Below are 23502 nucleotides of genomic sequence, written 5' to 3' on the forward strand. Positions count from 1 at the left end.
CAGCTCAGGCTGCGACAATGGCGTACTCGTGATTATGGGGCTCGATGAGAACGCCGTGCAGAGCTACGATCGCCTTCTCGTAGTCATCCTCATCCACCACAAACTGGATATCCACCTGACGCATGCACTGGTGCAACGCCAGAACGCTGATTTCCTCATCAGCCAGCGCCTTGACGGAGCGGGACAGAATGCCCGGAACCTTCATATCGCTGCCGATCGCCGAAACCACAGCCACTTTCCGGGTGTTGATCTCGGCATTGGGGAACTCTTCCTTCAGCGCCTTGACCACCCGCTTGACGTGTTTGAGCGTGCTGCCCACGTAATGGGTGATGGTGTTGGCGTTGGTGTCCTTGGACATGAACCGAACCTTGAAACGGCTCAACACATCCAGGATACGGCGGTCGGAACCGGGCTCGCCCTGCATGTCCTGATCGAACACTTCCACGGCAAACACACCCTTGGCGCCGGCAATGATCTCCACCTGGGGTTTCTCACTGACGTAATCGCCGGTGATCAGGGTACCGGTGTGCTCCGGTTCAAAGGTATTCATCACCCGCAGCGGAATCTCGTTCTGGCGCATGCCCTTGCCGGCACGGGGATGGATCGCCTCCATGCCCAGGTTGGCCAGCTGGTCTGCCACGTCGTAGTTGGTGCGGCCCAGGGGTACCACCTTGTCCGCGCCAACGATGTTGGGATCGGCAGAGCTCAGATGGTATTCCTTGTGGATGATCGCCTCGCGGGCCTCGGTGATCACGGCCACCCGGCTGAAGGTCATCTCACTGTAGCCGCGGTCGAAGGTCCGCATCAGACCTTCTTTACACTGGGCATAACCGGTCACGATCGGCAGTTCGCGGCTCAGGTCCACGGCATCGAAGGCCTGCTTGAGCTTCTCGTCAAGCGGCAGCAGCTCGTTGTCGCGCCAGCCGGTCAGATCCACGAAGCGGGCATTGATGCCTTCCTGCTGGAGCTTCAGGGCGGTGTTGAAGGCACTGTGGGCCTCACCGATGCCGGCCAGCATTTCACGTACAGTGAGCAGATGCTCTTCCAGCTGGAACTGGCCGTAGGAACACAGGCGCTGCAGGTCGATCAGGCAGCCCCGCACACCCTCGATGCGGTCGGTGATGAACTGGTCCGCCTGCTGCTTGAGCATCGGGTCTTCGAACAGCTCACCGTTGATATCAGTCAGAAACTTGACCAGTTTGGTGAGGTCGTCGCCCCAGGCCCAGTCCGACTCGGCATCCGCAAACAGGGCATAGACGCCCGGCTCACCGGTCTTCTTGTGTTCCAGCAACTCGTTGGTCACGCCACCGTAGGCAGAGACCACAAAAATGCGCTGGTACAGATTGTCCTTCTTGCGATTACCGATAATGATATTGTCACGGACGGCCTCGTAGTTACTCATCGAGGTGCCGCCGATTTTTTCAACGGTATGTAGTTGGCTGGTCATAATCTTGCCTTTGCTATCCTGCAGCATGTATGTCCGGAAGTGCGGGCGCCTTACGACGCCTCGCTGAGCCCTTCCTGCATGATTTCGTCCACACTTTTCGCCAGCAGGGCAGCCCCTTTCTTCAGGTCTTCCTCGCTGGTCGTCAACGGCATCAGGCACTTGATGACTTCATCATTCGGACCACTGGTCTCGATGATCAGGCCGTGCTCGAAGGCACGTTTGGTAATCGGGCCTGTGATGTCCGCGTGGGTTGCTTCAATACCACGCATCAAACCGCGCCCCTTCATTTTGAACTGACCGGGGTACTTGTCGCAAATCGCCTGCAGCGCATCGCCCAGCACCTTGGTCTTGGCTTTGACCTCGTTGGCGAAGGCGTCGTCCTTCCAGTAGTTCTCAACCGCGGCACGGGCAGTGATGAAGGCCATGTTGTTACCACGGAAGGTACCGTTGTGCTCGCCCGGATCCCAGACATCCAGCTCCGGCTTGAACAACACCAGCGCCATTGGCAGACCATAGCCACTGAGGGACTTGGAAACCGTTACGATGTCCGGCTTGATGCCGGCGAATTCAAAACTGAAGAACTCACCGGTGCGGCCATTACCCGCCTGGATGTCATCCAGAATCAGCAGGATGTCGTGCTTCTTGCAAAGCTCAGACAGACCCTTCAGCCATTCCGCGCGACAGGCGTTCAGACCACCCTCGCCCTGGACGGCTTCCACAATCACCGCCGCTGGCAGTTCGAAGCCCGAAGAGCCGTCGCTCAGCAGTTTGTCCATGATCGCCAGGGTATCGACATCATCGCCCAGGTAGCCGTCGTAGAACATGAAATCGACATTACCCAGCGGCGTACCAACACCGCCCCGGTGGTGCTTGTTACCGGTGGTGGCAACGGCACCCATGGTGACGCCGTGGAAACCATTGGTGAAGGAAATAATGCCACTGCGGCCTTTCACCTTGCGGGCCAGTTTCAGGGCCGCTTCGACACAGTTGGTGCCGGTGGGGCCGGTAAACTGCATTTTGTAGTCCAGGCCGCGGGGATCCAGGATGTGCTTCTTATAGGCTTCCATGAAGTCGTGCTTGGCCGTGGTAAACATGTCCAGGCCCTGGCTTACGCCATCTGCCTCGATGTATTCAAGCAGTGCTTTCTTCAGGGTATCGTTGTTGTGGCCGTAGTTCAGGGAACCGGCGCCAGCGAGAAAGTCCAGGTATTCCTTGCCATCTTCGGTATACAGATGCGCGTTCTTGGCGCGGTTGAAGATAACCGGAAACGCACGGCTGTATACACGTACTTCGGATTCAGTCGACTTGAAAATTTCCATCGTCTTGCCTCTTAGCATGTCAGGTTCGAGGTAGATGCGCGGCGGCTTAGCAATACTTACGGATGCGTTCGTAAAAGGCCCACCGTGCGTTGATTAAAGCCTTTTGACAGACCTACCTCAGTGGTCTGCCGGCTAATTCAAATCACAGCTTTACAGTCGTTCACAGCCCCGCAATCAGATGACGGGGCCGATCCTGGACCGCGGCTCTCAGACTGGCTTCGTGAAAGGCCCGATACGCAGCAGAAACTCGGAATCATGGTTTCCGCCGAAGTGGGTCTCTTTCTCGAAGTGCTCGTGGTAGGTGAGCTCGGCTCCCATATCACGGGCGAATGAACGGAACAGCGCCCATGAGGCCTCGTTGTCTTCTGTGATGGTCGTCTCCATGTGGGTGACATTCTTGCACGCATCACGACCAACGATTTCTTTCAGCATCCGCTTGGCGAGGCCCTGTCCACGACCTTTTTCGTGAACCGCCACCTGCCAGACAAACACGGTTTCGGGCTGTTGGGGAGGGATGTATCCGGAGATAAAGCCGACCAGATCGCCTTCCTTCTCCGCGGCCACGCCGGTTTCGGCAAAGTGGCTGCACTGCAACAGGTTGCAGTAAATCGAGTTGGGGTCCAGCGGCGGGCACTCGGCCACCAGCTGGTGGAGCCTGTAGCCATCATCCTTCACCGGTGTGCGAAGCGTGATGGCGGTGGTATTCGATCCTTCTGATGTCATAACGTGATCAGTTCGTGGCAAAAGTTAGTGGTGAATTATATAGACCACAAAATATATTTCAAGTTGGCCCCGGAACCCGCCCACGGCAAGGCCCCAGCTCACTCTTTCAGAATAGACCGGATTGAAGCATTCGCCAGTGACAAAATTGTTAAATTGATGAAGGGAAAATCACATCGTCGGCATGCAGGGAGGTGCCATTCCGAATCCGGTTCCGATAGGACACGGCGGCGGGCGAGCCGGCCGGCCATAACCGGTCAAACTCCGGCAACCAGGCCTCAAGGGAATAGCACACCGGCAGCAGTGACACATTCAGCCCGTGCCGCTCAATGCCGGCAACAGGCTCAGTGACGGGGCTGGAGAAGCCGATCCGGGTAATCAGCCCGCGCGGATCGGACTGCAGGTTGCCCATGCCCGCAGAGCCGTTGTTCACCACCACCCGGCTCTGCTCACCCACCAGTCCCGACCAGAGCACCGGCAGGCAGGTGTGAGTGGAGGCAACTACATCGGCCCCCGAGACCAGGAACCACTCGGTAAGCTTGCCGTCGTTCCCCTCGCTAAAGGATTCGTGAGCGAGGCCCCAACCGGCCAGGGAGTCCAGATCCCCGTGCACCACCAAAACCTTTAGGCCTCCAAAGATCAGGCAGCGATACCTTGGTAACAATGACAATCGCCGCTGGATATCCGGATGCTCGACGGCAATACCCTGGAGCCGTTCCATGATCCGGTTCGAGCGTTCCACCACGCCCTGATCAACAAAATCCGGGTAGGCACAGCCACAACCGGCACCGGCGCTGGGGTTCGCCAGTTCGTAATCCACATTGCCAAGGGAAACCGTGTGATCCAGCACCCGATTATTGATGGTCCGGAACAGGCTGTCGCTGGCGTTGAACCAATTGAAATCGCCATTGAACACCAGCTTCACCCGGTGTCCCTGCCTCTCCTCCGCCAGCGCCATCTGTTCGATCTCATCCAGGGCCCAGGGATTCCCATAGAGCCCGCCGATGATATAGAGCACGTCCTCGGAGACCGTGCGCGGCTCCCGACACAGATCTTCGGCAGAATAGCGGTACGCCAGTGGACAGCTGCGACCTTCGCTCATGATCTCAGACCTCACCCGCTGCCAGGGAGCGCCCGGCAAGCCTTCGGAGCAACAGGGGCGCAAAGAAGCCGGCCGTACAGATCAGAAAGCCATAGGCGTTCACGCCCAGCAACATGGCGTACTTGCCATCGCCAATGGCCCAGCTCGCCGGAATCAGACCAACCGCCAGCAACACGCCCAGGCCCAGACCGGTCCAGAAACTCAGATGGAAACTCCAGGGCGACCACTTGGTGAAACCGTAGAACAGGAATACCGGCGCCAGGCCCATGACCATCGTCCCGGAAATGGTGGTGGCCTTGAGGATGTCGGTGCCGGCAAACATCGGCAGGTTACCCAGGAACGCAAAAATCACCATCACCACGGCACCCACCCTCATGCTCGGCAGCTTGTCCGACGCACGCCGCGCCAGGCGAGGCAGATCCACTGCCAGGGACTTGGCCAGTGAAGTAAAGGTGGAATCCAGAGTGGAACCAGCCGAGGTCATCATCACCACACTCATGAAGAACAATGCCGCCAGCCCCAGGGACTGGCCTACTGCCGCGGGCGCGTTACCCATGGCCTCAATGCCGTTAAGCCGGGCGTGCACACCCACCAGACTGAAGATAAACACCGCTACGAAGCCCAGCAGCCCGGCCACCACAAAGCTCTTGAGCATGGTCTTTTCCCTGTTCACAAAGCCCCGGTCGGTCAGCACCGGATCGTGGAACGGATAGCTGAACAGCTGCAGCAACGCCACCAACAGCAGATCAAACCCGGCATTAAGCCGGAACTCGCCGTTGGTCAGCAGGGCACTGGTATCGTTGGCGGGGATGATGAGGAACAACACCGCCCCCACAAAGAACACAAACACGAACGCCTGAATCACATCGGTAAAAATCGACGACCGCAGCCCACCCTTCAGGCTGTAGGCAAGCGTAAACACCGTAAACAGCATCGCCGCCGCGTAATACTCCCACTCACCGGGCAACCCGAAATAGCCGCCCACCACCGCGGTGTTACTCCAGACCTCGTTATAAAGCCGAATCAGAATCGCCGCCGCAAACGCCAGGCTCGCCAGCCGACCAAACCGGGAAGTCAGGAAATCCTGCAGACTCTTGGCCCCGGTCTGAGTCCGGATCAGGTAGATGACATAGCCCGCCACCGGAATCGACAACCAGTAACTTGCATAAGCCAGACCGCCCACCACGCCATAGGCCGCCCCCAGGTTCGCCGCGTTGGTCACCGACTTGGCAAAAATCCAGCTGATGAAAATACTCGCCGTCAGCGACCACTGACCCACCGGGTTACCCTGGTCATCGGCGCCCTTATAGAAAGAGTTCGCGTTCTTGCTCTTGGGCGACAGCACATACATCACCACGCCGTAGACCAGCAGGAAACCCCAGAACAGGGAGGCCTCTGTGAAGTTCATGTTTTCTTTCCTTTGTTCTTTGTCGTCTTCCGGGGCTTATTCCGGGGTTTCTGGTTTGGGTGCCTTTCGGGACAGGCCGGATGGGGTTTCAAAAAAACGCCCGTGAACCCATCCATGGGGGGCTTGGTCGCGCCATCCCTGGCGCTCCACATTTTTTGAAACCCCATCCGGCCTGACCCTTGTTCAACCTCGTTGTTGGCATCCCCGGCAACGGGAATGGGCTCCAACCAGCTCTGACGGCCCTTCTATCGGACCTTTCATCTTTCTTTTCTTTCCACTCAGTAACCGAATGGCAAAGCCCTACCCGCGGTCTGGGTGGTGAGATTTTTTCCCGCCAGGAAAAAGATGTCTGAGCGAAGCGAGTTGTTTTTCCCAAGGGAAAAAATCTCACCTCCCAGGCCGCCAATGACCAGCCATCAGTCCTAAGAGGCCCAGAACCAAAACTCAGGCAGGAGCCGAACAGCTGGCCCCAAAGCGGTAACAGGAAAAACACCGGTGATGCCGCAACATAATGCGCTCATCCATACTCTCAGCCAGCGTCCCCCCCAGGTCATACTGCGGGTCATCATCCACCAGCGTGCAGGCATAAACCCGAACCTGATCACCCTTCTTCACCAGCATCCGCGTATAGGTGCACATAAAGTGCGACCGGGATTCCTTCGTCGGATACTTCTCCATACACGTCTCGGTAATCTCCGGGCTTCCGTCTTCCGAGCCCGGCGTCCCCAGATCCGGAAACGCGGTAAACGCCAGGTCCTCCGGAATGCCCCATTCCCGGAAGATCTCACGGAACGCGGCTTCGACGTCCGCAGGGATTTCCTCCGGGTCGGTCTGGCGGGCGATGGACACCTTGAATCCCTTTTCGATCAGCCAACGGATGCCCTTGAGGGCCTCATGAAAGCTGCCGTCGCCGCGGTCCTTGTCGTGCCGGGCCCGGTCGGGGAAATCCAGGCTGACCCGGAAATGGATCGGGTAGGGGTTGTCCAGCAAGGGCAACACCTGATGCTGACGCTTATGCAGTGGCTCGGTGGCGTTGGTGAGCACGAAGCAGGGCCGGTGCTGGCTGGCGTAGTCCAGGATATTGACGAAGTCGCGGATCACAAAGGGCTCGCCACCAGTGAAGGAAAACTGCTCCACGCCCATGTCGATGGCTTCGTGGATAAACGGTTTTACGTCACTCAGTTTCATGCCCGGAATGCGGCCATCGCCGGGGTGCGACCCCTCCAGACAAAACGGGCAGGCCAGATTGCATGCGGTACCGGTGTGGATCCAGAGCTCTTTGAGCTTGTCGGCATCAATGTAACCACGCGGGTCTCCGTTGCGGGTGTGGGTCCAGCTGTCGCGGGCCCGGGGTTCCAGGACTTCCACGGCCGGAATGCGTTGTTTCCGGGCCGTTCTGGTTTCAATCAGGGGCATAAATGCTCCTCGGTGTATTCGTGTTTTTCCCACGGCGCCAGCCGTGCAGTTTCTCCAGCAGCTTCAGGATGCCTTCAGGCGCATGAGCGCGTTTCCATTCGCCGGCGGCGTATTTGGCCGACTCGTTCCAGGTCGGGTATGGATGAATGGTGCCCAGAATCTTGTTGAGGCCCAGGCCGTGTTTCATCGCCAGGGTAAATTCGGCCAGGATTTCGCCTGCGTGTGTGCCTACCACCACAGCACCCAGGATCTTGTCCTTGCCCGGCGGGGTCAGAACCTTGATGAAGCCGTGGTCCTCGCTCTCCGCAATAGCCCGGTCCAGATCGTCGATACCATAACGGGTCACTTCGTAGGCGACACCCTGCGCTTTTGCTTCGGCTTCGCTAAGTCCCACCCGCGCCACTTCCGGCGAAGTAAAAGTAACCCACGGCATCACCCGGTAGTCCACCTTGAAGCGCTTGAACTGTCCGAACAGACCATTCACAGCTGCATACCAGGCCTGATGCGCCGCGGCGTGGGTAAACTGGTAGGGTCCCGCCACGTCGCCGCAGGCGAATACGTTCGGGTAACGCAGGCTCATGTCCTCCTCCACCGGCACGGTGCCGTTCGGCAGGGTATCCACTCCAATCCGCTCCAGATTCAGGCCGGCGGTGTTGGCCGCACGGCCAACAGCAACCAGCACCTGATCGAAAGGAATGCGTACCCGCTCACCCTCGTGCTCGCAGTAGGCAACCTTCTCTCCTTCCTCTATACGAAACTCGGCGGCGGAATGTTTCAGCCGGACATCCACGCCGTCCGCCTGGAACTGCTTCAGAACCAGTTCGGAGACATCCTCATCTTCCCTGGCCAGAATGCGCTCGCCCATTTCCACCTGAGTCACCTTGCTGCCCAGGCGGGCAAACGCATGGGCGAGTTCGGAGCCAATCGGACCACCGCCCAGCACCAACAGACGCTCGGGCTGTTCTTCCAGCTCCCACAGGTTATCGGACGTCAGCGGCTGCATGTCATTGAGACCGGGGATCGGAGGTACGGCCGGCTTGCCCCCAGTAGCAACAACGATACTGCGGGCGGTCAGGCGCTCCGTGCGGCCATCGTTGTGCCGGACCTCAAGCTCCCAGGGCGACACAAAGCTGGCTTCGCCGGCAATGCAGTCCACGCCCAACTTGCGGTAGCGCTCCGGAGAGTCGTGGGGCTCCACTTTCGCGATCACATCCTTGACCCGGTCCATGATGTTCTTGAATGAGCCTTTAACGGGCACTGATTCCAGGCCGTAACGGTTGGCGTGACGAAGGGTATCGGCCGCCTTGGCACTGCGGATCAGGGCCTTGGAGGGCACGCAGCCGGTATTCAGGCAATCGCCACCCATCTTGTGTTTCTCAATCAGCGCCACCTTGGCTTTCACTGCAGCTGCAATGTACGCGGAAACCAGACCGGCGGAGCCACCGCCGATGACCAGCAGGTTGTAATCAAAATGATCTGGCTTCTGCCAGCCGGCATACACCTTGCGCCGACGAATAAAGCCCACCACAAACTTGGCAATCAGCGGGAACAGACCCAACAGGGCAAAGGACAGCAGCAGATCGGCCGAGACAATGTCGCCGGTGGACTGGATCTGGCCCAGCTGGGTACCGGCGTTCACATACACGAAGGTGCCTGGCAGCATGGCAATCCAGCTTACCAGTGCGTAGGTGCGAAGCTTCATGGCCGTCAGGCCCATGGCCAGGTTGATCAGGAAGAAGGGGAAAACCGGCACCAGGCGCAGGGTTGCCAGGTAGAAAGCACCATCTTTTTCAATGCCCCGGTCCATCTTGGCCACCGTCTCGCCGTAGCGCTTGCGCAGGGTATCCCGCATCAGGAACCTGGCCACAAGAAATGCGAGTGAGGCGCCGATGGTTGACGCAATCGAAACGGCAGCCAGACCGTAGAGATTGCCAAAAAAGGCACCACCGGCCAGGGTCATGATGGTAGCACCGGGGAGCGAAAGCGCCGTTACCACGATATAAACAACGACAAAGCCCAGCACCGCAACCATCAGATTCTGATCAATCCAGTTACCGAGAGACTGCTGGTTTTCTTTCAGATTTTCGAGAGTCAGGAGCTCACTCCCGCCACTGGCGATAAACCCGGTGACCACAGCCGCGATCAGCGCGACCAGAATCCATTTCTTGAGTGTCATGAAAAAATCCTTTCTACCTTGAACGTGATAACGAAGAGACACCCGGACCGGGAAGGTGTTACACCAGGCGCTGGCTCGAAGTTCGTTATCGGCTTACCGTTGTTGTACGTGGATCAGGAGCGCATTGTGTCAACGAATGCTCATGAATATCTAACAATTTGATCACGTACACACTTTGGAATTAGCGGGAAATTTATTGACCGATTCCCTAACTTACTACCATTCTTGAACAATTGCTCATAAAAGAAAACAGTCCAGAGCCGCGAAGCTATCGAATAACCCTCCGGGGCGGACTCACAAACCGAACATCAAGGACTCCCAATGGTCAGCAAGCTTCCGAACGAGAGAAAAGCCGCTATCACAGCAGCCCTGGCCGGAGGCTGGGTCGCCGACGCCGCAAGCCTGGGCCTGCACTGGCTCTACAACCCTGAGCGTATCGCTGAGGTTGGCGGCGAAGCACCGGAATTCCTGCCACCAAAGGCAGACTATTACACCAAGGGCTTCGGTTACTTTGCCCATGAGGGCAAGGACATTGGTGATGTCAGCCACTATGGCGCTGCCACTGGCGTGCTGACCGACAGCCTCCTGGCCAATAACGGCAACCTGGACATCCGGGACTACCAACGCCGGTTTCGTTCTTTCTTCGGCCCCGGGGGCCAGTGGCGGGGATTCATCGATAACCCCACGCGAATCACGTTGGAGAATTTCAACGCCATCGAGCGCAGGGCCGTTGAGCAGGCGCAAGCCACCATGCCCGCTGGGCTGACTGAAAAGCAGAAACGGATATTGGTTCAGAAAGTCATGCCCTACACCCGCCGCCTGAGCGGTGACCAACTGGCCTAGCCAGTTCGCGAGGCCATCAGTCTGACTTACGAGGCTTCGGAAGTGCAGGAAGCCGGCGTGCACCTGGCAGAAACCATCGACCGACATATGGTGCGGGAAAGTGGCGCTGACGATATGCAGCTGCCGGCGGTGTCGAAACTGCCACCACTGGTGGCTGCCTACTGCGGTAAAAGCGAACTTCTGGATGTGACTGAAGCCGCTGTCCGGGTCACCAACAACAACGACGTTGCCGTCGCCTGGGCGAAATGCGCAGCGGTGCTTCTGGATCGGCTCTTTCGCGGCGAAGGGCTTTCAGCAGCCATGAACGCTGCCTTTGCCGAGGCACCGGATCGGGAATCCCTGGAGCAAGCACGGGCGTCCGCGCAACTGGACGGTGTGGCTGCTGGAGGAACCTTTAGTCGTACCTGTTATCTGCAGGAGGCGATGCCCGTGATTTTTCACATCCTTACCCATGCAGGGAGCTACGTAGAGGCCATTCGCGCCAACATTCATTGTGGCGGTGACTCCTGCGGACGGGCGTGGCTCATTGGCCCTGCCATGGCGGCCATTCACGGTGTTGGCAGTGAGAACGGCGTCCCTTTGAGCTGGCTGGCCAGGGTAACGGACGCTGCAGCCGTCTATGGGGATATCGAATCTCTTTTGGGCAATTGAGAATCCTGAGCAGGAATCAGACCCGTCCATCCAGCTGCAGCCAGCGGGACAGCCAGGAGTACGGGCGTCGGCGAAGATACAGAGGCAATGTGCTCATCACCAACAGTACCGTGGCGGCAGCCACGACGGTCAAGGTGGGATTCAGTTCGAAGGTATGGCCGAGGCCGGCGAAGACAAACGTCATCGGCAGCATTCCAAGCAAGGTGGCCAGGGCATACCGCCACAGGTGTATGGCAGTTACGCCGGCTGCATAGCTGATCAGTGCAAAAGAGAACAGCGGAATGAGCCGGGTCAGGAAAACGGCGATGAACAGGAACCGCTGCGAACCGCGAGCCGAGAATACCGGATTGTTTTCAAGCTTCTGCTGAACAGCATCACGCCCGAGCACCCGGGCCAGATAAAACGCGACAAGCGAACCCGCCAGGGCGCCAACCACTGCAATCACTGTCCCATGGAACATACCGTAAACCAGGCCAGAGGCTGCACTGATCGGCAAGGTGGGGATCGGGCCGACCACCACCGCGAGAATCATCAGTAGCATCAGTAATACCGGCCCAAGAGCGCCCTGGCTGGAAAACCAGTCGGACAGCACCGACGGCGTAAAACTGGCGGGCATGCCGAGGTTCCGCAGCAAAAACCAGATCGCCGCCATCAGCAGCGCGACAATTGCCAGAAGGGAGAAACGGAAAACCAACTGCGAACGGGTCATGCGGCTATTCTACGCGCTATACCCAAAACAGAAAGCAATACCGTTGTCCTCCAGAACGCAAAAGGCCGGATGCCATACCGACACCCGGCCCTTCAGGACGCAGCCGTTCGAAACTGCTATAGAATCAATGCTGCGGCATTACAATTAACGCCATCCTACACGGTCGAAGATCTTCACCGCTTCCGGGTTGTTGGTACCCAGCACGCTGACATTGATGTCATCAATGTTCAGGTTACCCCAGGAGTCCAGTACCGGGTTCTTCAGTACGCCTTCTACCGCCGGGAACTCGTGGTTGCTTTCAGCAAAGATCTGCTGGGCAGTATCGGAGGACAGGAACTCCAGGAAACGAACTGCGTTGTCCTTGTTCGGTGCTGTGGCAACGACGCCGGCACCACCGATGTTGGCGTGTACGCCACGGCCGTCCTGGTTCGGGAAGATAATGCCAACCTTACGGGCCACTTCACGATCGGCAACATCGTCGGAGTTCAGCAGGCGCGCATAGTAGTAGTGGTTGCCCACGGCCAGGTTACATTCACCGGCAGCGACGGCACGAATCTGGTCAGTGTCACCGCCCTGGGGATCACGGGCCATGTTGTCGACAACACCCTGGGCCCACTCCTGCGCGCCTTCAGTGCCGTGGTACTCGACCAGGCTGGCCAGCAGGGACTGGTTGTAGATGTTGCTGGAAGAGCGGATGCAGATCTCGCCCTTGAACTCGGGCTTTGCCAGGTCTTCATATTGGCTGATCTGGGACGGATCGAAATCAGAGCGGTCGTAGTAGATCACGCGTAGGCGCTGACTGAAACCGAACCAGTGACCTTCGGGATGACGCAGGGAGTCCGGAAGACGGCTATTCAGGGTTTCAGAATCAACTGGCTGGAAAATGCCCTCCTGGTCCGCACGCCAGAGATTGCCCGCATCAACCGTGATCAGGATATCAGCGGGGCTGGCGACGCCCTCGCGCTTGATCCGCTGGATGAGTGCGTCGGACTTGCCTTCGATCAGGTTAACCTTGATGCCGGTTTCCTCAGTGAAGGCATTGTAAATGGCCTGGTCAGAATCGTAATGCCGTGCCGAGTACAGGTTCACTTCACTCGCAGATACACTGGTTGCCGCCAGGGTTGTCGCCAGTGCAGAGGCCGCCAGTTTCGCTTTATGAGATACCACGGGATCAATCTCCTTGGTTGTTGAGCGTTATTAATGGTGATAACGATTTGTATTTACGGCGATTAGACCCAACTTTCCTGTAGAAGTCAATGAATAGGAATCAGTCGCTTTTACGTATTCAATACACAATCAGACGCAACAAGATTACAATGTGGTCGTCACCAAAGTTTGTACCGGAAGGCTGGATCGGCACATGAGCATTTATCAGCAAAGCCCCACCTACAATGACCAACTCGAAAACGGTCTGTCGGGCCCTTCACTCATGCTTGACCGTGTTCATTGCCAGTTCCATGGTGATACCGTTGTCAGGGACATCAATCTGCACCTGGAAGCGGGTGAGGTGGTTTGCCTGCTTGGGCCATCAGGCTGCGGCAAAACCACGCTGCTGCGCATTGCAGCAGGGCTTCAGATGCCCTCCAGTGGCAAGGTGTTTCTGGGCCGGTCGCTGGTCTCGGCACCCGGCGGCGTCCAGGTGCCGCCCGAGAAACGAAATGTCGGCCTTGCCTTCCAGGAGTCTGCGCTCTTTCCTCACCTGACTGTTCTGGAAAACGTCTGCTTTGGCATCAGCACGCTGCCCAAGAAGCAGAAACAGGCCCGCGCACTGGATCTACTGGAGCGTCTGGGCATGGCTGGATCCGCCAACGTTTACCCGCACACGCTGTCCGGCGGCCAGCAGCAGAGGGTTGCCCTGGCCAGGGCCCTTGCCCCATCGCCCAGGGTCATGCTGCTGGATGAGCCCTTTTCCAGCCTGGACGCTCGCCTGCGCGATCAGATCCGCGACGACACGCTTCATGTACTCAAAGAGTTGAACACAGCAACCCTGCTGGTTACCCACGACCCCGAGGAAGCCATGTTCATGGCCGATCGGATCGCCCTGATGCGCAACGGTGAAATTGTGCAGACCGGATCTCCCACGGAACTCTACTGCAACCCGGTGGAGCCCTTCGTGGTCAATTTCTTCGGTCAGGTGAATGAACACGTCGGTATTGTGCATGACGGCCAGGTAACGACGCCCCTGGGACGACTGGACGCGTCACGATTCGACGAAGGCGCGAATGTCAGAATTCTGATTCGACCTGAGGCCGTCAAAGTGACGCCACTGGAGGGGAAGGTCGCTGATGATCGCACCAGCCATGTCATTATGTCCCGCCTTCTGGGGCCCACCAGCCTGTTGCATATTTGTGCCCATGGACCAGACGGTCAGGAGATGCATTTGCACGCCAAAGTGCCGGGGGTGTTTCTGCCGGAGGAAGGCCAGGCCGTCTCTCTCGAGCTGGATATGTCCCAGGTGTTCCTGTTTGAGGCAGAAACCTGGCGTTAACCCCGGTCACTGCCCGGACGGGATCGGCGCATCGCCAGGCTGAGAATCACCACGGGGATGATGCCCACGGCAACAATGGCCAGGGAGGACATGGCGGATTCCGCCAGCCGCTCGTCGGAAGCCAGGCTGTAGGCACGCACCGCCAGCGTATCAAAGTTGAACGGCCTGAGAATGATCGTGGCCGGCAGTTCCTTCATCACATCCACGAACACCAGTATGCCGGCCGCCAGCAGGCTGCTGCGCATGATGGGCGTGTGCACCTTGCGCAGGGTGCCACCCGCCGTTTGCCCCAGCGTTCGGGCCGCTGCGTCCATGGACGGCGTCACTTTCCCGAGACTGGCCTCGACAGTGTTGAACGACACCGCCAGGAAACGCACGGTATAGGCGTAGATCAGGACAAATGCACTGCCACTGAGTACCAGCCCCACCATAAATCCGAAGCTGTCCCGGAGAAAAAGATTCAACTGCTGGTCTGCCCAGGCCAGGGGGATCATGATACCAACCGCAACAACCGACCCCGGGATGGCGTAACCCATGGCCGCAACCCGGTTGGCGCCACGAACCCAGGCACTGGGATTCAGGCGTGCCCCATAGCTCAGCATAACCGCAAGACCAACGGCCACCAGCGCCGCGCTCGATGCAAGAATAAAGCTGTTGAACGCAAACTCCAGGAAACGGGTACCGAAGAGTGCATCGCCAGTGGTAATGGCCATCTCCAGCAGGATGAGCGCAGGCACAATGAACCCGATCAGAATGGGCAGGAAACAGACCAGAAAGGCCAGCGCGGCCTGTCCGGATGTGAGCGAATACTCCGGCAAGACCTGGTAGCGCGCCGAAGTATGGTATTGCCTGCCACCGCGGGACACTCGCTCCAGAACCACCACCAGCACCACGAACACCAGCAGACAGGCGGCCAGTTGGGCAGCAGCAACCGGCTCTCCCAGACCAAACCAGGTCCGGTAAATACCGGTGGTAAAGGTATCGACACCAAAGAACTGGACCGCCCCGAACTCGTTCAGTGTTTCCATCAGTACCAGCGAGACCCCACCGATAATGGCGGGACGCGACAGCGGCAGGGCAATGCGCTTGAACATGCGCCACGGGCCAAGGCCCAGAGTGCGGCCGACATCGAGTGCGCTCACCGACTGCTCCATGAAGGAGGCACGGGCGAGCAGGTAAACGTAGGGATAAAGCACCATGGTTATCAGCAGTGACGCGCCACCCAGTGACCGGATATCCGGGAAATAGTAGTCACCATACTGCCAGCCAAACCAGTCACGCAAAGTACTCTGCAATGGCCCTGCAAACTGCAGGAAATCGGTGTAGGCATAGGCAATCACATAGGTAGGTACGGCAAGCGGCAACAAGAGCGCCCACTCGAACAGGCGCCTGCCGGGAAACCGGCACATGACCACCAGCCAGGCACAGGCAGTGCCGATCAGGGTGGTACCAATAGCCACCGAGAGACTCAGAACCACCGTGTTGCTCAGATATCTGCCGAGGACAGTACTGACCAGATGGTCCCAGACCTCACCGGACGGGAAAAACACGTGGGCCAGTATAACCAGCACTGGCAGGGCCACCAGCAACGCAATCAGGAAGGTGCTGACTGTCCAGGCGCTGAAACGGTGGGCGCGACGACCGGCGCCATCGGTTGCAAGACCGGAGCCTGTCAGATCGCTTGTTTGTGATGTCGTATGTTCAGCCATAGAGCCTATGAAGGGCGGGACGGGAACAGGAGTATAAGGGATACGGCGGCGTTATGAAAAATGGCCACCTGGAAGGAACGCACAGTCGCCCCGAAGATAGGAATACATAGAGGCAGGCGAGATCCCAGCTTGTCTTTTTAGCTGGCCAGACGGTTCACCTGTTCCACAAACGCGGTTGGCAGGGTGTCGATGACCGGCCGGGCATCGCCGCACACATCCGGGTTCGGAGCGTCCGGCTCTTTTGCCAGCACCACCGGCGACTCCGACCAGTGCAGCAATTCGAGCTTGCCGTTCTCCTGCTCGACCAGAGCCGTGCAGTGCTCCACCCAGTCCCCGTCGTTGCAGTAAAGTCCTTCTTCGCTGCGCAGGAACCCGGCAGAGTGGATGTGGCCGCAGATGAAGCCGTCGTAGTTACCTTTCTCGGCCACCGTGAGTGCTGCAAGTTCAAACCGGCGGATAAAGGTACGGGCCTTGCCGATTCGGCTCTTCACCCAGGCCGCCAACGACCAGTAGGGCTTGCCCTTCAGTCGGCGCCAGGCGTTGAACCAGCGGTTCAGGCGCAGAAGGAGACCGTGGGCACGGTCACCCACCAGCAGCATCAAGGGGCTGCAGCGCACCACCTGATCAAACTGATCGCCGTGGCAGACCATGAACCGACGACCATCGGCGGTGGTATGCACCGCCTTGTATCGAAGCTCTATGCCGGCGATGGTCTGGCCGCAGAACCGGCGCAGAAAATCGTCGTGATTGCCGGGCACGTAAACCACGCGGGTTCCACTGGCCGCCAGTTCGATGAGTTTGTGGATAACGGCCTGGTGGGCATCGGGGAAATGCACCCGTCGTTGCATTGCGATCAGGTCAATGATGTCGCCCACCAGGTAGAGCGTTTCACAGCGTACGTGACTCAGGAAATCCAGCAGGTATTCCGCCTGGCAGTCCGCAGTGCCCAGGTGTACGTCGGAAATGAAAACGCTCCGATAGCTCCGCATGGTGTCTCCCGTCTTTAAACCAGTCCGGATGCTGACACCTTGGCAAGATCCGGTGACGGGCAAATGACAATGAAGAGACAGTTCTGTGACTTTCAGAGGGGAAACATTGGCAGGGAGTAGGAAATCCGGTAACCCGCAGGTTACCGGACCATGGAAGGACAGCCGTTAGCGCAGCTCCGGGTTCAGGGTGTAAGTACCTGTTACACGGGCACTGGCCAGCACATGGCCTGCCATCGCCTCACGCACGTCGTTGCCATCGAACTCACCATCCAGGGCAAGCGTATCCACATCCAGTGCGTGCACCTCGAAGTGATAATGATGAATGATCTCATCGTTCCAGGGCGGGCAGGGACCATCGTATCCCGCGTAAGTGCCGTTCATGTCGGGGTTGCCCGCCAGGAACTGGGTGTAGTTGTTCACGCCACGGATGCCGATTGGGCCGGGACCCGGCTCCTTGCCCTTGGGGATGACGCCATCACTGTCCTCGCCTTCCGGGATACGACTGGTGCCGGCCGGTACATCCACCAGCAGCCAGTGGAAAAAGTCGACTCGCGGAATGTCCTTCGAAACCGTCTTGCCCTCCTGGTTCACGTCGTCTGCGACGCTGGGCACGTCCGGATCGAACATCATCACCACGAAGCTTTTGGTGCCCTCCGGCGCATCGTCCCAGACGATCTCGGGGTTCCGATTGGGACCAAAACTCATATGGTCTTCTTCACTGTAGACCCCGAATGCGAATTTCTCGGGAATCGGCTGGCCTTCATCTATGCCTTGAACCTGAAGTTTCACGGCGTTGCCTCCTGTCGTTTGGGCCGTTGGCTCACTGACTGTGTCTGGGACAGTCTCATTCTGTGATAATACGGTTTTAACACAAAATCGATTCAACTGACCACGGAGCCCCGATGAGCCAACAGAAACCCGGAAAGCCGCAAAAGCCCGCAAACCAGAAAGACGAGGACGCGGTTGCCTTTGCCCAGGGTATTTTCGAGCTTGCCCGCAACGGCGGAGCCGGGCCACTCAGCGTGATGCTTGATGCCGGAGTCCCGGTCAACATGCGCACCAGCGAGGGCGAGACCCTGCTGATCCTGGCCAGCAAACACGGCCATCCGGAAACCGTGCGCCTGCTGCTCGAAAAAGGTGCTGATCGCGACGCCGAGGACAGCAACGGTAACACTGCATGGTCGCTGGCAAAAAACGACAGCGTGCGACGTCTGTTCGAAGAACACAGCCAATAAGCCGGCATGTTCAACAAAGGCGAGATCGTCCACCACACCCGGGATGCCCTGGGCAGCATCCTGGTGGTCGACTACCGTAAGCATCGGGTACTCACCTTCAACTCGGTATTCGAGCAGAGCAAGATCGACCGTCGTTATCCCTACCTGCCGGTACACGAGTACAACCGGGCCATGATGCTGCCGGCGGTGTTTGCCAACCCCGGCCACGTGACCATTCTGGGCCTGGGCGGCGGTGTCATGGCAGGTGCATTTCACCATCTCTATCCCGAATGCCGAATACACGCTGTGGAACTTCGCCAGGCGGTACTGGATACGGCCAGAGAGTTTTTCGACTTGCCAGACAGCGAGCGCCTGGAGGTCACCGTTGCCGATGCCCGGGATGCCCTGGAAAAGCTGCCGGACGCAAGCACCGATATGGTCCTCGCTGACCTGTATAACGCAGACCGGATGAGCCCGGCGCAGGCCCAGAAGCAGTTCGTGGACGAATGTGCCCGTGTGTTAACCGATGACGGCTGGCTGGTGCTGAACTACCACAGAACACCGGATGTCGAAGGCGCCTACTTCCGAAGGCTGAGGAGGCATTTTGCGGTGCTTCTGGGCTTTCGAAGCAAAAGCAACAACACCGTGGTTTATGCCAGCAAACAGCACTTTCAGTCCGTACACCCGAAAGACCCTGTACTGGCAGATCTGGAGAACCGGCTGCCCATAGACTGGCGTCGCTTGATGGCCAAAGTCAGCCGGATGGAGTAAGGCGGAAAACAGCCCTGGAGTTGATCTGGGTCCTTGATGATTGCCGGTGATGATCCATAGTTAGTGTTATGGAGTCCATTGTTTTCATCAGGAGTGCTGACCATGAGTGAGGAAGACTACAAAAAGCTTCATCCGGTACTGAGCGAGGTCACCAAGACCTACGTCGACCTCTACACCAACCGGCCCAATGAGAAAAACCGGGAAAAGCTGATCAAACTGGAAGCCCTGCTGCACGAGAAGCTGGAAGCTATTCGCAAAGCCAAGGAAAACGAGGAGTAGGGCCCGACTGCGCCGGGCCCTGTAGCGATCACGACCATTTTTCTCCCGGGCTCTGATAGTTCAGGAAAGCCCGGTGCAGAGCCTCAGGTTGGTCCGTCTGGATCAGCATGTCGATGTACTGCTGCTTGAGAAACCCGGCCTGCTCCATGGTTTGCGCCATCGCCAACAGTGGATCGAAAAACCCGTTGACGTTGTAGATGGCGCAAGGCTTGTGATGCAGGCCCAGCTGGCCCCAGGTCCAGGCCTCGAACAGCTCTTCCAGGGTGCCAATGCCGCCCGGCAGCGCCACGAAACCATCGGCCAGATCGGCCATCAGGGCCTTGCGCTCGTGCATGTTCTTGACCACATGCAATTCGGTCAGACCGGAATGTGCCAGCTCCCGGTCCCGCAGGTGCTCCGGGATCACCCCGTGAACCCGGCCACCAGCCGCCAGTACCGCATCGGCCACCACACCCATCAAGCCGACGTGACCACCGCCGAACACCAGCTCGATACCGTTACGGCCGAAGTAATCACCCAGCTCCCGGGCCTTGTCCGCGTATAGCGGATCGTTGCCGGACCGGGAGCCACAATAGACCGCGACCTTCATTCACCGTCCCCGATTTTGTCCTGGGTCCGGGTCTCGAAATCGCTGGCATCGTGGCGTTCGTGCAGCTGGCTGCTCGGCTCACCCCAGGCCCGGTTAACCATCCGGCCACGCCGGACCGCCGGGCGCTGAGCGATCTCATCGGCCCAGCGAATCACGTTGGTGTAGGTGTGAGCTTCCAGGAACTCGGCCGCGTCATACACCTTGTTTTTCACCAGGGCGCCGTACCAAGGCCAGATGGCCATATCGGCAATGGTGTATTCGTCGCCCGCGATGTATCGGTTGTTTGCCAACTGACGGTCCAGTACATCGAGCTGACGCTTGACCTCCATGGTGTAACGGTTGATCGGGTACTCATAGTATTCCGGCGCATAGGCGTAGAAATGACCGAAGCCGCCACCAAGCATGGGTGCGCTGCCCATTTGCCAGAACAGCCAGTTCATGGTTTCGGCACGCCCGGCAACGTCCTTGGGCAGGAAGGCCCCGAATTTCTCCGCCAGATAGAGCAGAATCGACCCGGATTCGAACAGACGGATGGACGGGGTGACACTGTGGTCCATCATGGCGGGAATCTTGGAGTTGGGGTTCACCTCCACAAAGCCGCTGCCGAACTGATCGCCCTCGGTAATCTTGATCAGCCAGGCGTCATACTCGGCGTCTTTGATACCCAGCTCCAGCAGCTCCTCGAGCATCACCGTCACTTTCACGCCGTTGGGGGTGGCCAGCGAGTACAACTGCAACAGGTGCTTGCCAACCGGCAGCTCCTTGTCGTGGGTCGGGCCGGCGATCGGGCGGTTGATGCTGGCAAACCGCCCCCCGCTCTCGGAGTCCCATTTCCAGACTTTGGGCGGCGTGTAGGTAGCGTCGGTCATGGCATTTCTCCTCACAAAGTAGCAGTCAGCTGGCTCCGAGGTCGCATTGAGCCCGGGGCCGAAAACTCTAGCATGGAAGATCAAACAAAAAGAACCACAGGAGTACCCCATGGCAGGGCGCATTGTGCTCCTTCTTGCCTGTCTGTTTGTTATGCCCCTGGTCCAGGCCGAGCTGTCAGACAGCAAGCGGGCGCTGATCCAGGAGCTGTTTCCCTCGGCAACCATCATTGAAGACAAGCTGCCGGATTTCCCGGTGTATCCGGTGTATCAACTCCAGGAACTGCTCGGCTATGCTTACGAAACCGCAGACCACAGCCGCCTTCAGGGCTTTGCCGGCAAACCGATCAGTATGCTGATTGGCCTGGACACCAAAGGCCGTTTTACCGGTATCAAAGTCCTGAATCACCACGAGCCGGTCTTTCTACATGGCCTGGGCGAAGCTCCCCTGTTCGAGTTTGTAGACCAATACGAAGGGCATTCGTTACAAGAGCAAATCATTGTCAGCACCTCCAATTCCAGCCGTTCAGGTCGAACCAGTGACGGCAACGTCGTGCACTTTGACGGTGTCAGCAAGGCCACGGTCTCGGTGCTGATCATTAACGACACCGTACTCTCTTCTGCTCTCAAGGTGGCCCGCAAGAAACTCGAGGGCTTTGCCCAGAGCGCGCCCACCAGGGCAAAACCGGATTACTACCAGCCATTGTCGTGGCAGCAGCTCCTGGACCGAGGTTATATCGGACACTGGCAGATTACCGCCGAGTCCATTGAGGCCGAGCTCGGGCGGCCTCTTTCCGACTACCCCATGGACATCGAACCCGCAGACGGCGAACCTTTTACCGAGCTTTTCTTCGCCTACATCAATTCGCCCATGGTGGGACGGAACCTGCTCGGCGACGATGGTTACCAGCGCCTCATGCAACGGATAGACGAGGGCGCACAGGTTCTGGCCGTCATGTCCCGGGGCGCCTTTCCCCATGTTTCCCGCGAGTTCGTACCCGGCAGCTCTCCGGACCGTGTTGGTCTGACCCAGAACAACCTGGCCGTGGAAATGCGCGACCTGAACCTGCTGGATCAGAATCTCGATTTTCGGGCCGCTGGCATCCCATCGTTCGATGCAGGGAACCTGTTCCGCGTGGGTGGTAACGCCGGCTTCAACCCCGGAGCGGAAGCCAACCTGAAGCTCAACGTTGAACTGGCCCGCAATCACCTGATGGTGGACCGCACATCCCTGAATATCCCGGTCCGGTTCAACGAAGAACTGTTTGAGGCCGTCGAGATTGCTCCCAACCCGGAGGACACCCGTCAACCAATCTGGATCGGCCTTTGGAAGGAACGCTGGTGGCAGATTTCACTGCTGGTTCTCGGCCTCACCGTTCTGACCGTGTCCTTCGCCCGCCAGAAAACTCTGAGCCGCAACCCGAAGCTGGTACACCGGTTCCGCTGGGGATTTCTGTTCTTCACCCTGTTCTTTATCGGTTTCTACGCCCAGGGTCAGCTTTCGGTGGTTAACATCTACACCCTGTTCCTGGCAGTCTGGGACGGTTTCTCCCTCAACGTCTTCCTGCTGGATCCGATCATTTTCATTCTCTGGGTCTATACATTCATCACCCTGTTCATCTGGGGCCGCGGCCTTTTCTGTGGCTGGCTCTGCCCCTTTGGCGCCCTGCAGGAAATGGCCGCCTGGCTTGGCGAAAAACTGAAGTTCCGCCAGATCAAGGTGCCCGAGCAATGGCACCGGCGCCTGATCCTGCTCAAATATCCGATCCTGCTCGCTCTGGTGGGCACCGCTTTCTATTCCCTGACCATCGCCGAAAAACTGGCAGAAGTGGAGCCATTCAAGACCAGTATTACCCTGTTTTTTGTGCGCTCCTGGCCTTTCGTGCTCTATGCCGTTGGCCTGCTGGTGATCGGCATGTTCATCCACAAGTTCTATTGCCGTTACCTGTGCCCGCTGGGTGCCGGCCTTGCGGTGCTTGGCCGGTTCCGGCTGTTCAGCTGGCTGGACCGGGTTGAGCTCTGTGGAAACCCCTGTCAGCACTGCAAAAACGAATGCGGCATCAATGCCATTCGCAAGGATGGCCGGATCGATTACGACGAGTGCATTCAGTGCCTTGAGTGCGTGGTTATTCTCGAAGACGACACCCGGTGCGTCGATAAACGCCTCGAGAGTAAAAAGAGGTCAAAACAGGCGAACATTCTGGCAACGGACGCGGGCTGACCCGCTCCGTTGCCGCAAAGCCCGGATTACTTCTTCTGCCATTCAAACCTCTTGAACGGCTCATCCACCGGCGTCTCCGCGATGTGGTTCACGTAGTTACTCATCACTTTCTGGGACAACACCAGAATCACTTCCAGTACCTGGCGATGCTGGTACCCGGCTTCATAGAAGGCATCCAGGTCCTCCTTGCTGACATTGCCGTGTTTGCGCATGACCGCGAGGGTGAAGGTTCTGAGCGCTTCCAGCTTGTCACTGGGCAGCGGCGTTTCGTCCCGCAGAGCATTGGTAATGTCATCAGACACTTTCATGGATTTGGCAATCCCCGTGTGTGCGGGAACGCAATAGTGGCAGGCGTTTTCCACGTTGATCGTCTGCCAAACCACGGTCTTCTCATCGTTGTCGAAGCTGCTGTCCAACACCAGTTGGTGCAGTTGCTGATAGCCCTCGAGAAGACCCGGCGCTTCCGCCATAACTGCATGCAAACCGGGAATCATGCCGAACGCCTTGTGCGAATTGTCCAGCAGGGGTTTGGATTGTTCCGGTGCCGTGTCTTTGTCGTGAAGGGTAAAGTCTGTCATTGCCAAC

22 protein-coding genes are annotated in these 23502 nt (G+C 58.2%); 7 read left to right on the forward strand and 15 right to left on the reverse strand.

The genetic code is table 11. The features are described from left to right. Window positions 1-4: 4 nt before the first annotated feature. The 7 genes from ABNF92_RS10130 to ABNF92_RS10160 all read right to left on the reverse strand — a co-directional run bounded on the left by ABNF92_RS10130 (window position 5) and on the right by ABNF92_RS10160 (window position 9588). On the reverse strand, window positions 5-1447 hold the full coding sequence (locus ABNF92_RS10130) for an aspartate kinase (RefSeq protein ID WP_069182836.1): 1443 nt from the start codon (window positions 1445-1447) through the stop codon (window positions 5-7). Between the two features lie 50 nt (window positions 1448-1497). Continuing rightward, window positions 1498-2766: a diaminobutyrate--2-oxoglutarate transaminase gene (ectB, locus tag ABNF92_RS10135; RefSeq protein WP_136630431.1), complete on the reverse strand. Its 1269-nt coding sequence runs from the start codon at window positions 2764-2766 to the stop codon at window positions 1498-1500. A 207-nt stretch (window positions 2767-2973) separates the two neighbouring features. Then, entirely contained in the window at window positions 2974-3489 is a 516-nt protein-coding gene (gene ectA / locus ABNF92_RS10140) for a diaminobutyrate acetyltransferase (protein WP_069182533.1), read from the reverse strand. Between the two features lie 148 nt (window positions 3490-3637). Then, window positions 3638-4588 (reverse strand): hypothetical protein, encoded by a 951-nt coding sequence (locus ABNF92_RS10145; protein WP_349342062.1) that lies wholly within the window; start codon window positions 4586-4588, stop codon window positions 3638-3640. Between the two features lie 4 nt (window positions 4589-4592). Next, window positions 4593-5996 carry a sodium:solute symporter gene (locus ABNF92_RS10150; RefSeq protein ID WP_349342063.1) on the reverse strand — a complete coding sequence of 468 codons (1404 nt, stop codon included), beginning with the start codon at window positions 5994-5996 and terminating at the stop codon, window positions 4593-4595. Between the two features lie 444 nt (window positions 5997-6440). Beyond that, window positions 6441-7412 (reverse strand): radical SAM protein, encoded by a 972-nt coding sequence (locus ABNF92_RS10155; RefSeq protein ID WP_349342064.1) that lies wholly within the window; start codon window positions 7410-7412, stop codon window positions 6441-6443. Then, window positions 7399-9588, reverse strand: a complete 2190-nt coding sequence (locus tag ABNF92_RS10160; protein ID WP_349342065.1) for an FAD-dependent oxidoreductase — start codon at window positions 9586-9588, stop codon at window positions 7399-7401. Before ABNF92_RS10160 ends, ABNF92_RS10155 begins: the two co-directional genes overlap by 14 nt. Before the next feature lie 321 nt (window positions 9589-9909). On the opposite strand from ABNF92_RS10160, the gene ABNF92_RS10165 reads away from it, so the two are divergent. Together ABNF92_RS10165 and ABNF92_RS10170 are read left to right on the forward strand one after the other, a co-directional pair. Beyond that, window positions 9910-10431, forward strand: a complete 522-nt coding sequence (locus ABNF92_RS10165; RefSeq protein ID WP_349342066.1) for an ADP-ribosylglycohydrolase family protein — start codon at window positions 9910-9912, stop codon at window positions 10429-10431. A 57-nt stretch (window positions 10432-10488) separates the two neighbouring features. Further along, window positions 10489-11082, forward strand: a complete 594-nt coding sequence (locus ABNF92_RS10170) for an ADP-ribosylglycohydrolase family protein (protein WP_349342067.1) — start codon at window positions 10489-10491, stop codon at window positions 11080-11082. 16 nt (window positions 11083-11098) lie between these two features. On the opposite strand, the gene ABNF92_RS10175 is transcribed toward ABNF92_RS10170, so the two are convergent. Both ABNF92_RS10175 and ABNF92_RS10180 read right to left on the reverse strand, forming a co-directional pair. Further along, window positions 11099-11791 carry a TVP38/TMEM64 family protein gene (locus ABNF92_RS10175; RefSeq protein WP_349342068.1) on the reverse strand — a complete coding sequence of 231 codons (693 nt, stop codon included), beginning with the start codon at window positions 11789-11791 and terminating at the stop codon, window positions 11099-11101. A gap of 144 nt (window positions 11792-11935) precedes the next feature. After that, window positions 11936-12958 carry a Fe(3+) ABC transporter substrate-binding protein gene (locus tag ABNF92_RS10180; protein WP_349342069.1) on the reverse strand — a complete coding sequence of 341 codons (1023 nt, stop codon included), beginning with the start codon at window positions 12956-12958 and terminating at the stop codon, window positions 11936-11938. A 193-nt stretch (window positions 12959-13151) separates the two neighbouring features. Between ABNF92_RS10180 and ABNF92_RS10185 the strand changes: the two genes are divergently transcribed. Continuing rightward, window positions 13152-14279 carry an ABC transporter ATP-binding protein gene (locus ABNF92_RS10185; RefSeq protein WP_349342070.1) on the forward strand — a complete coding sequence of 376 codons (1128 nt, stop codon included), beginning with the start codon at window positions 13152-13154 and terminating at the stop codon, window positions 14277-14279. Here ABNF92_RS10185 and ABNF92_RS10190 read toward each other — a convergent pair. The 3 genes from ABNF92_RS10190 to ABNF92_RS10200 form a co-directional block, all read right to left on the reverse strand. Continuing rightward, entirely contained in the window at window positions 14276-15988 is a 1713-nt protein-coding gene (locus ABNF92_RS10190) for an iron ABC transporter permease (protein ID WP_136631452.1), read from the reverse strand. The genes ABNF92_RS10185 and ABNF92_RS10190 overlap by 4 nt on opposite strands. 137 nt (window positions 15989-16125) lie before the next feature. Then, window positions 16126-16977, reverse strand: coding sequence for a UDP-2,3-diacylglucosamine diphosphatase (locus ABNF92_RS10195; protein ID WP_069182523.1), 852 nt, complete (start codon window positions 16975-16977; stop codon window positions 16126-16128). Between the two features lie 165 nt (window positions 16978-17142). Further along, entirely contained in the window at window positions 17143-17766 is a 624-nt protein-coding gene (locus ABNF92_RS10200; protein WP_349342071.1) for a YbhB/YbcL family Raf kinase inhibitor-like protein, read from the reverse strand. Window positions 17767-17879: 113 nt separating this feature from the next. On the opposite strand from ABNF92_RS10200, the gene ABNF92_RS10205 reads away from it, so the two are divergent. From ABNF92_RS10205 to ABNF92_RS10215, 3 genes are all read left to right on the forward strand, one after another. Further along, window positions 17880-18212, forward strand: a complete 333-nt coding sequence (locus tag ABNF92_RS10205; protein WP_209399322.1) for an ankyrin repeat domain-containing protein — start codon at window positions 17880-17882, stop codon at window positions 18210-18212. 6 nt (window positions 18213-18218) lie between these two features. Continuing rightward, window positions 18219-18962, forward strand: a complete 744-nt coding sequence (locus ABNF92_RS10210; RefSeq protein ID WP_349342072.1) for a methyltransferase domain-containing protein — start codon at window positions 18219-18221, stop codon at window positions 18960-18962. A 102-nt stretch (window positions 18963-19064) separates the two neighbouring features. Continuing rightward, the gene (locus ABNF92_RS10215) at window positions 19065-19241 is read left to right on the forward strand and encodes a hypothetical protein (protein WP_228290042.1); all 177 of its coding nucleotides are present in this window, start codon (window positions 19065-19067) and stop codon (window positions 19239-19241) included. A 28-nt stretch (window positions 19242-19269) separates the two neighbouring features. Here ABNF92_RS10215 and ABNF92_RS10220 read toward each other — a convergent pair whose 3' ends face one another. After that, a complete protein-coding gene (locus ABNF92_RS10220; protein ID WP_349342073.1) occupies window positions 19270-19830 on the reverse strand; it encodes a TIGR00730 family Rossman fold protein in 561 nt (186 codons plus the stop codon). Then, a complete protein-coding gene (yghU, locus tag ABNF92_RS10225; RefSeq protein ID WP_349342074.1) occupies window positions 19827-20699 on the reverse strand; it encodes a glutathione-dependent disulfide-bond oxidoreductase in 873 nt (290 codons plus the stop codon). The genes ABNF92_RS10220 and yghU overlap by 4 nt, the downstream gene beginning before the upstream one ends. A gap of 109 nt (window positions 20700-20808) precedes the next feature. On the opposite strand from yghU, the gene ABNF92_RS10230 reads away from it, so the two are divergent. Next, window positions 20809-22917 (forward strand): 4Fe-4S binding protein, encoded by a 2109-nt coding sequence (locus ABNF92_RS10230; protein ID WP_349342075.1) that lies wholly within the window; start codon window positions 20809-20811, stop codon window positions 22915-22917. A 26-nt stretch (window positions 22918-22943) separates the two neighbouring features. Here the strand turns inward: ABNF92_RS10230 and ABNF92_RS10235 are convergent, their stop codons facing one another. Continuing rightward, window positions 22944-23495, reverse strand: a complete 552-nt coding sequence (locus ABNF92_RS10235) for a carboxymuconolactone decarboxylase family protein (RefSeq protein WP_069182516.1) — start codon at window positions 23493-23495, stop codon at window positions 22944-22946. Window positions 23496-23502: the final 7 nt, after the last annotated feature.

This window comes from Marinobacter sp. MMG032, from assembly GCF_040112695.1.
Lineage (GTDB): Bacteria > Pseudomonadota > Gammaproteobacteria > Pseudomonadales > Oleiphilaceae > Marinobacter > Marinobacter salsuginis.

Bases quoted from the DNA above. Each gene is read 5' to 3' on its own strand.
- ABNF92_RS10130 (WP_069182836.1), bottom strand. From the start codon at position 1,447: ATGACCAGCCAACTACATACCGTTGAAAAAATCGGCGGCACCTCGATG.
- ectB (WP_136630431.1), bottom strand. From the start codon at position 2,766: ATGGAAATTTTCAAGTCGACTGAATCCGAAGTACGTGTATACAGCCGT.
- ectA (WP_069182533.1), bottom strand. From the start codon at position 3,489: ATGACATCAGAAGGATCGAATACCACCGCCATCACGCTTCGCACACCG.
- ABNF92_RS10145 (WP_349342062.1), bottom strand. From the start codon at position 4,588: ATGAGCGAAGGTCGCAGCTGTCCACTGGCGTACCGCTATTCTGCCGAA.
- ABNF92_RS10150 (WP_349342063.1), bottom strand. From the start codon at position 5,996: ATGAACTTCACAGAGGCCTCCCTGTTCTGGGGTTTCCTGCTGGTCTAC.
- ABNF92_RS10155 (WP_349342064.1), bottom strand. From the start codon at position 7,412: ATGCCCCTGATTGAAACCAGAACGGCCCGGAAACAACGCATTCCGGCC.
- ABNF92_RS10160 (WP_349342065.1), bottom strand. From the start codon at position 9,588: ATGACACTCAAGAAATGGATTCTGGTCGCGCTGATCGCGGCTGTGGTC.
- ABNF92_RS10165 (WP_349342066.1), top strand. From the start codon at position 9,910: ATGGTCAGCAAGCTTCCGAACGAGAGAAAAGCCGCTATCACAGCAGCC.
- ABNF92_RS10175 (WP_349342068.1), bottom strand. From the start codon at position 11,791: ATGACCCGTTCGCAGTTGGTTTTCCGTTTCTCCCTTCTGGCAATTGTC.
- ABNF92_RS10185 (WP_349342070.1), top strand. From the start codon at position 13,152: ATGAGCATTTATCAGCAAAGCCCCACCTACAATGACCAACTCGAAAAC.
- ABNF92_RS10190 (WP_136631452.1), bottom strand. From the start codon at position 15,988: ATGGCTGAACATACGACATCACAAACAAGCGATCTGACAGGCTCCGGT.
- ABNF92_RS10195 (WP_069182523.1), bottom strand. From the start codon at position 16,977: ATGCGGAGCTATCGGAGCGTTTTCATTTCCGACGTACACCTGGGCACT.
- ABNF92_RS10205 (WP_209399322.1), top strand. From the start codon at position 17,880: ATGAGCCAACAGAAACCCGGAAAGCCGCAAAAGCCCGCAAACCAGAAA.
- ABNF92_RS10210 (WP_349342072.1), top strand. From the start codon at position 18,219: ATGTTCAACAAAGGCGAGATCGTCCACCACACCCGGGATGCCCTGGGC.
- ABNF92_RS10215 (WP_228290042.1), top strand. From the start codon at position 19,065: ATGAGTGAGGAAGACTACAAAAAGCTTCATCCGGTACTGAGCGAGGTC.
- ABNF92_RS10220 (WP_349342073.1), bottom strand. From the start codon at position 19,830: ATGAAGGTCGCGGTCTATTGTGGCTCCCGGTCCGGCAACGATCCGCTA.
- yghU (WP_349342074.1), bottom strand. From the start codon at position 20,699: ATGACCGACGCTACCTACACGCCGCCCAAAGTCTGGAAATGGGACTCC.
- ABNF92_RS10230 (WP_349342075.1), top strand. From the start codon at position 20,809: ATGGCAGGGCGCATTGTGCTCCTTCTTGCCTGTCTGTTTGTTATGCCC.
- ABNF92_RS10235 (WP_069182516.1), bottom strand. From the start codon at position 23,495: ATGACAGACTTTACCCTTCACGACAAAGACACGGCACCGGAACAATCC.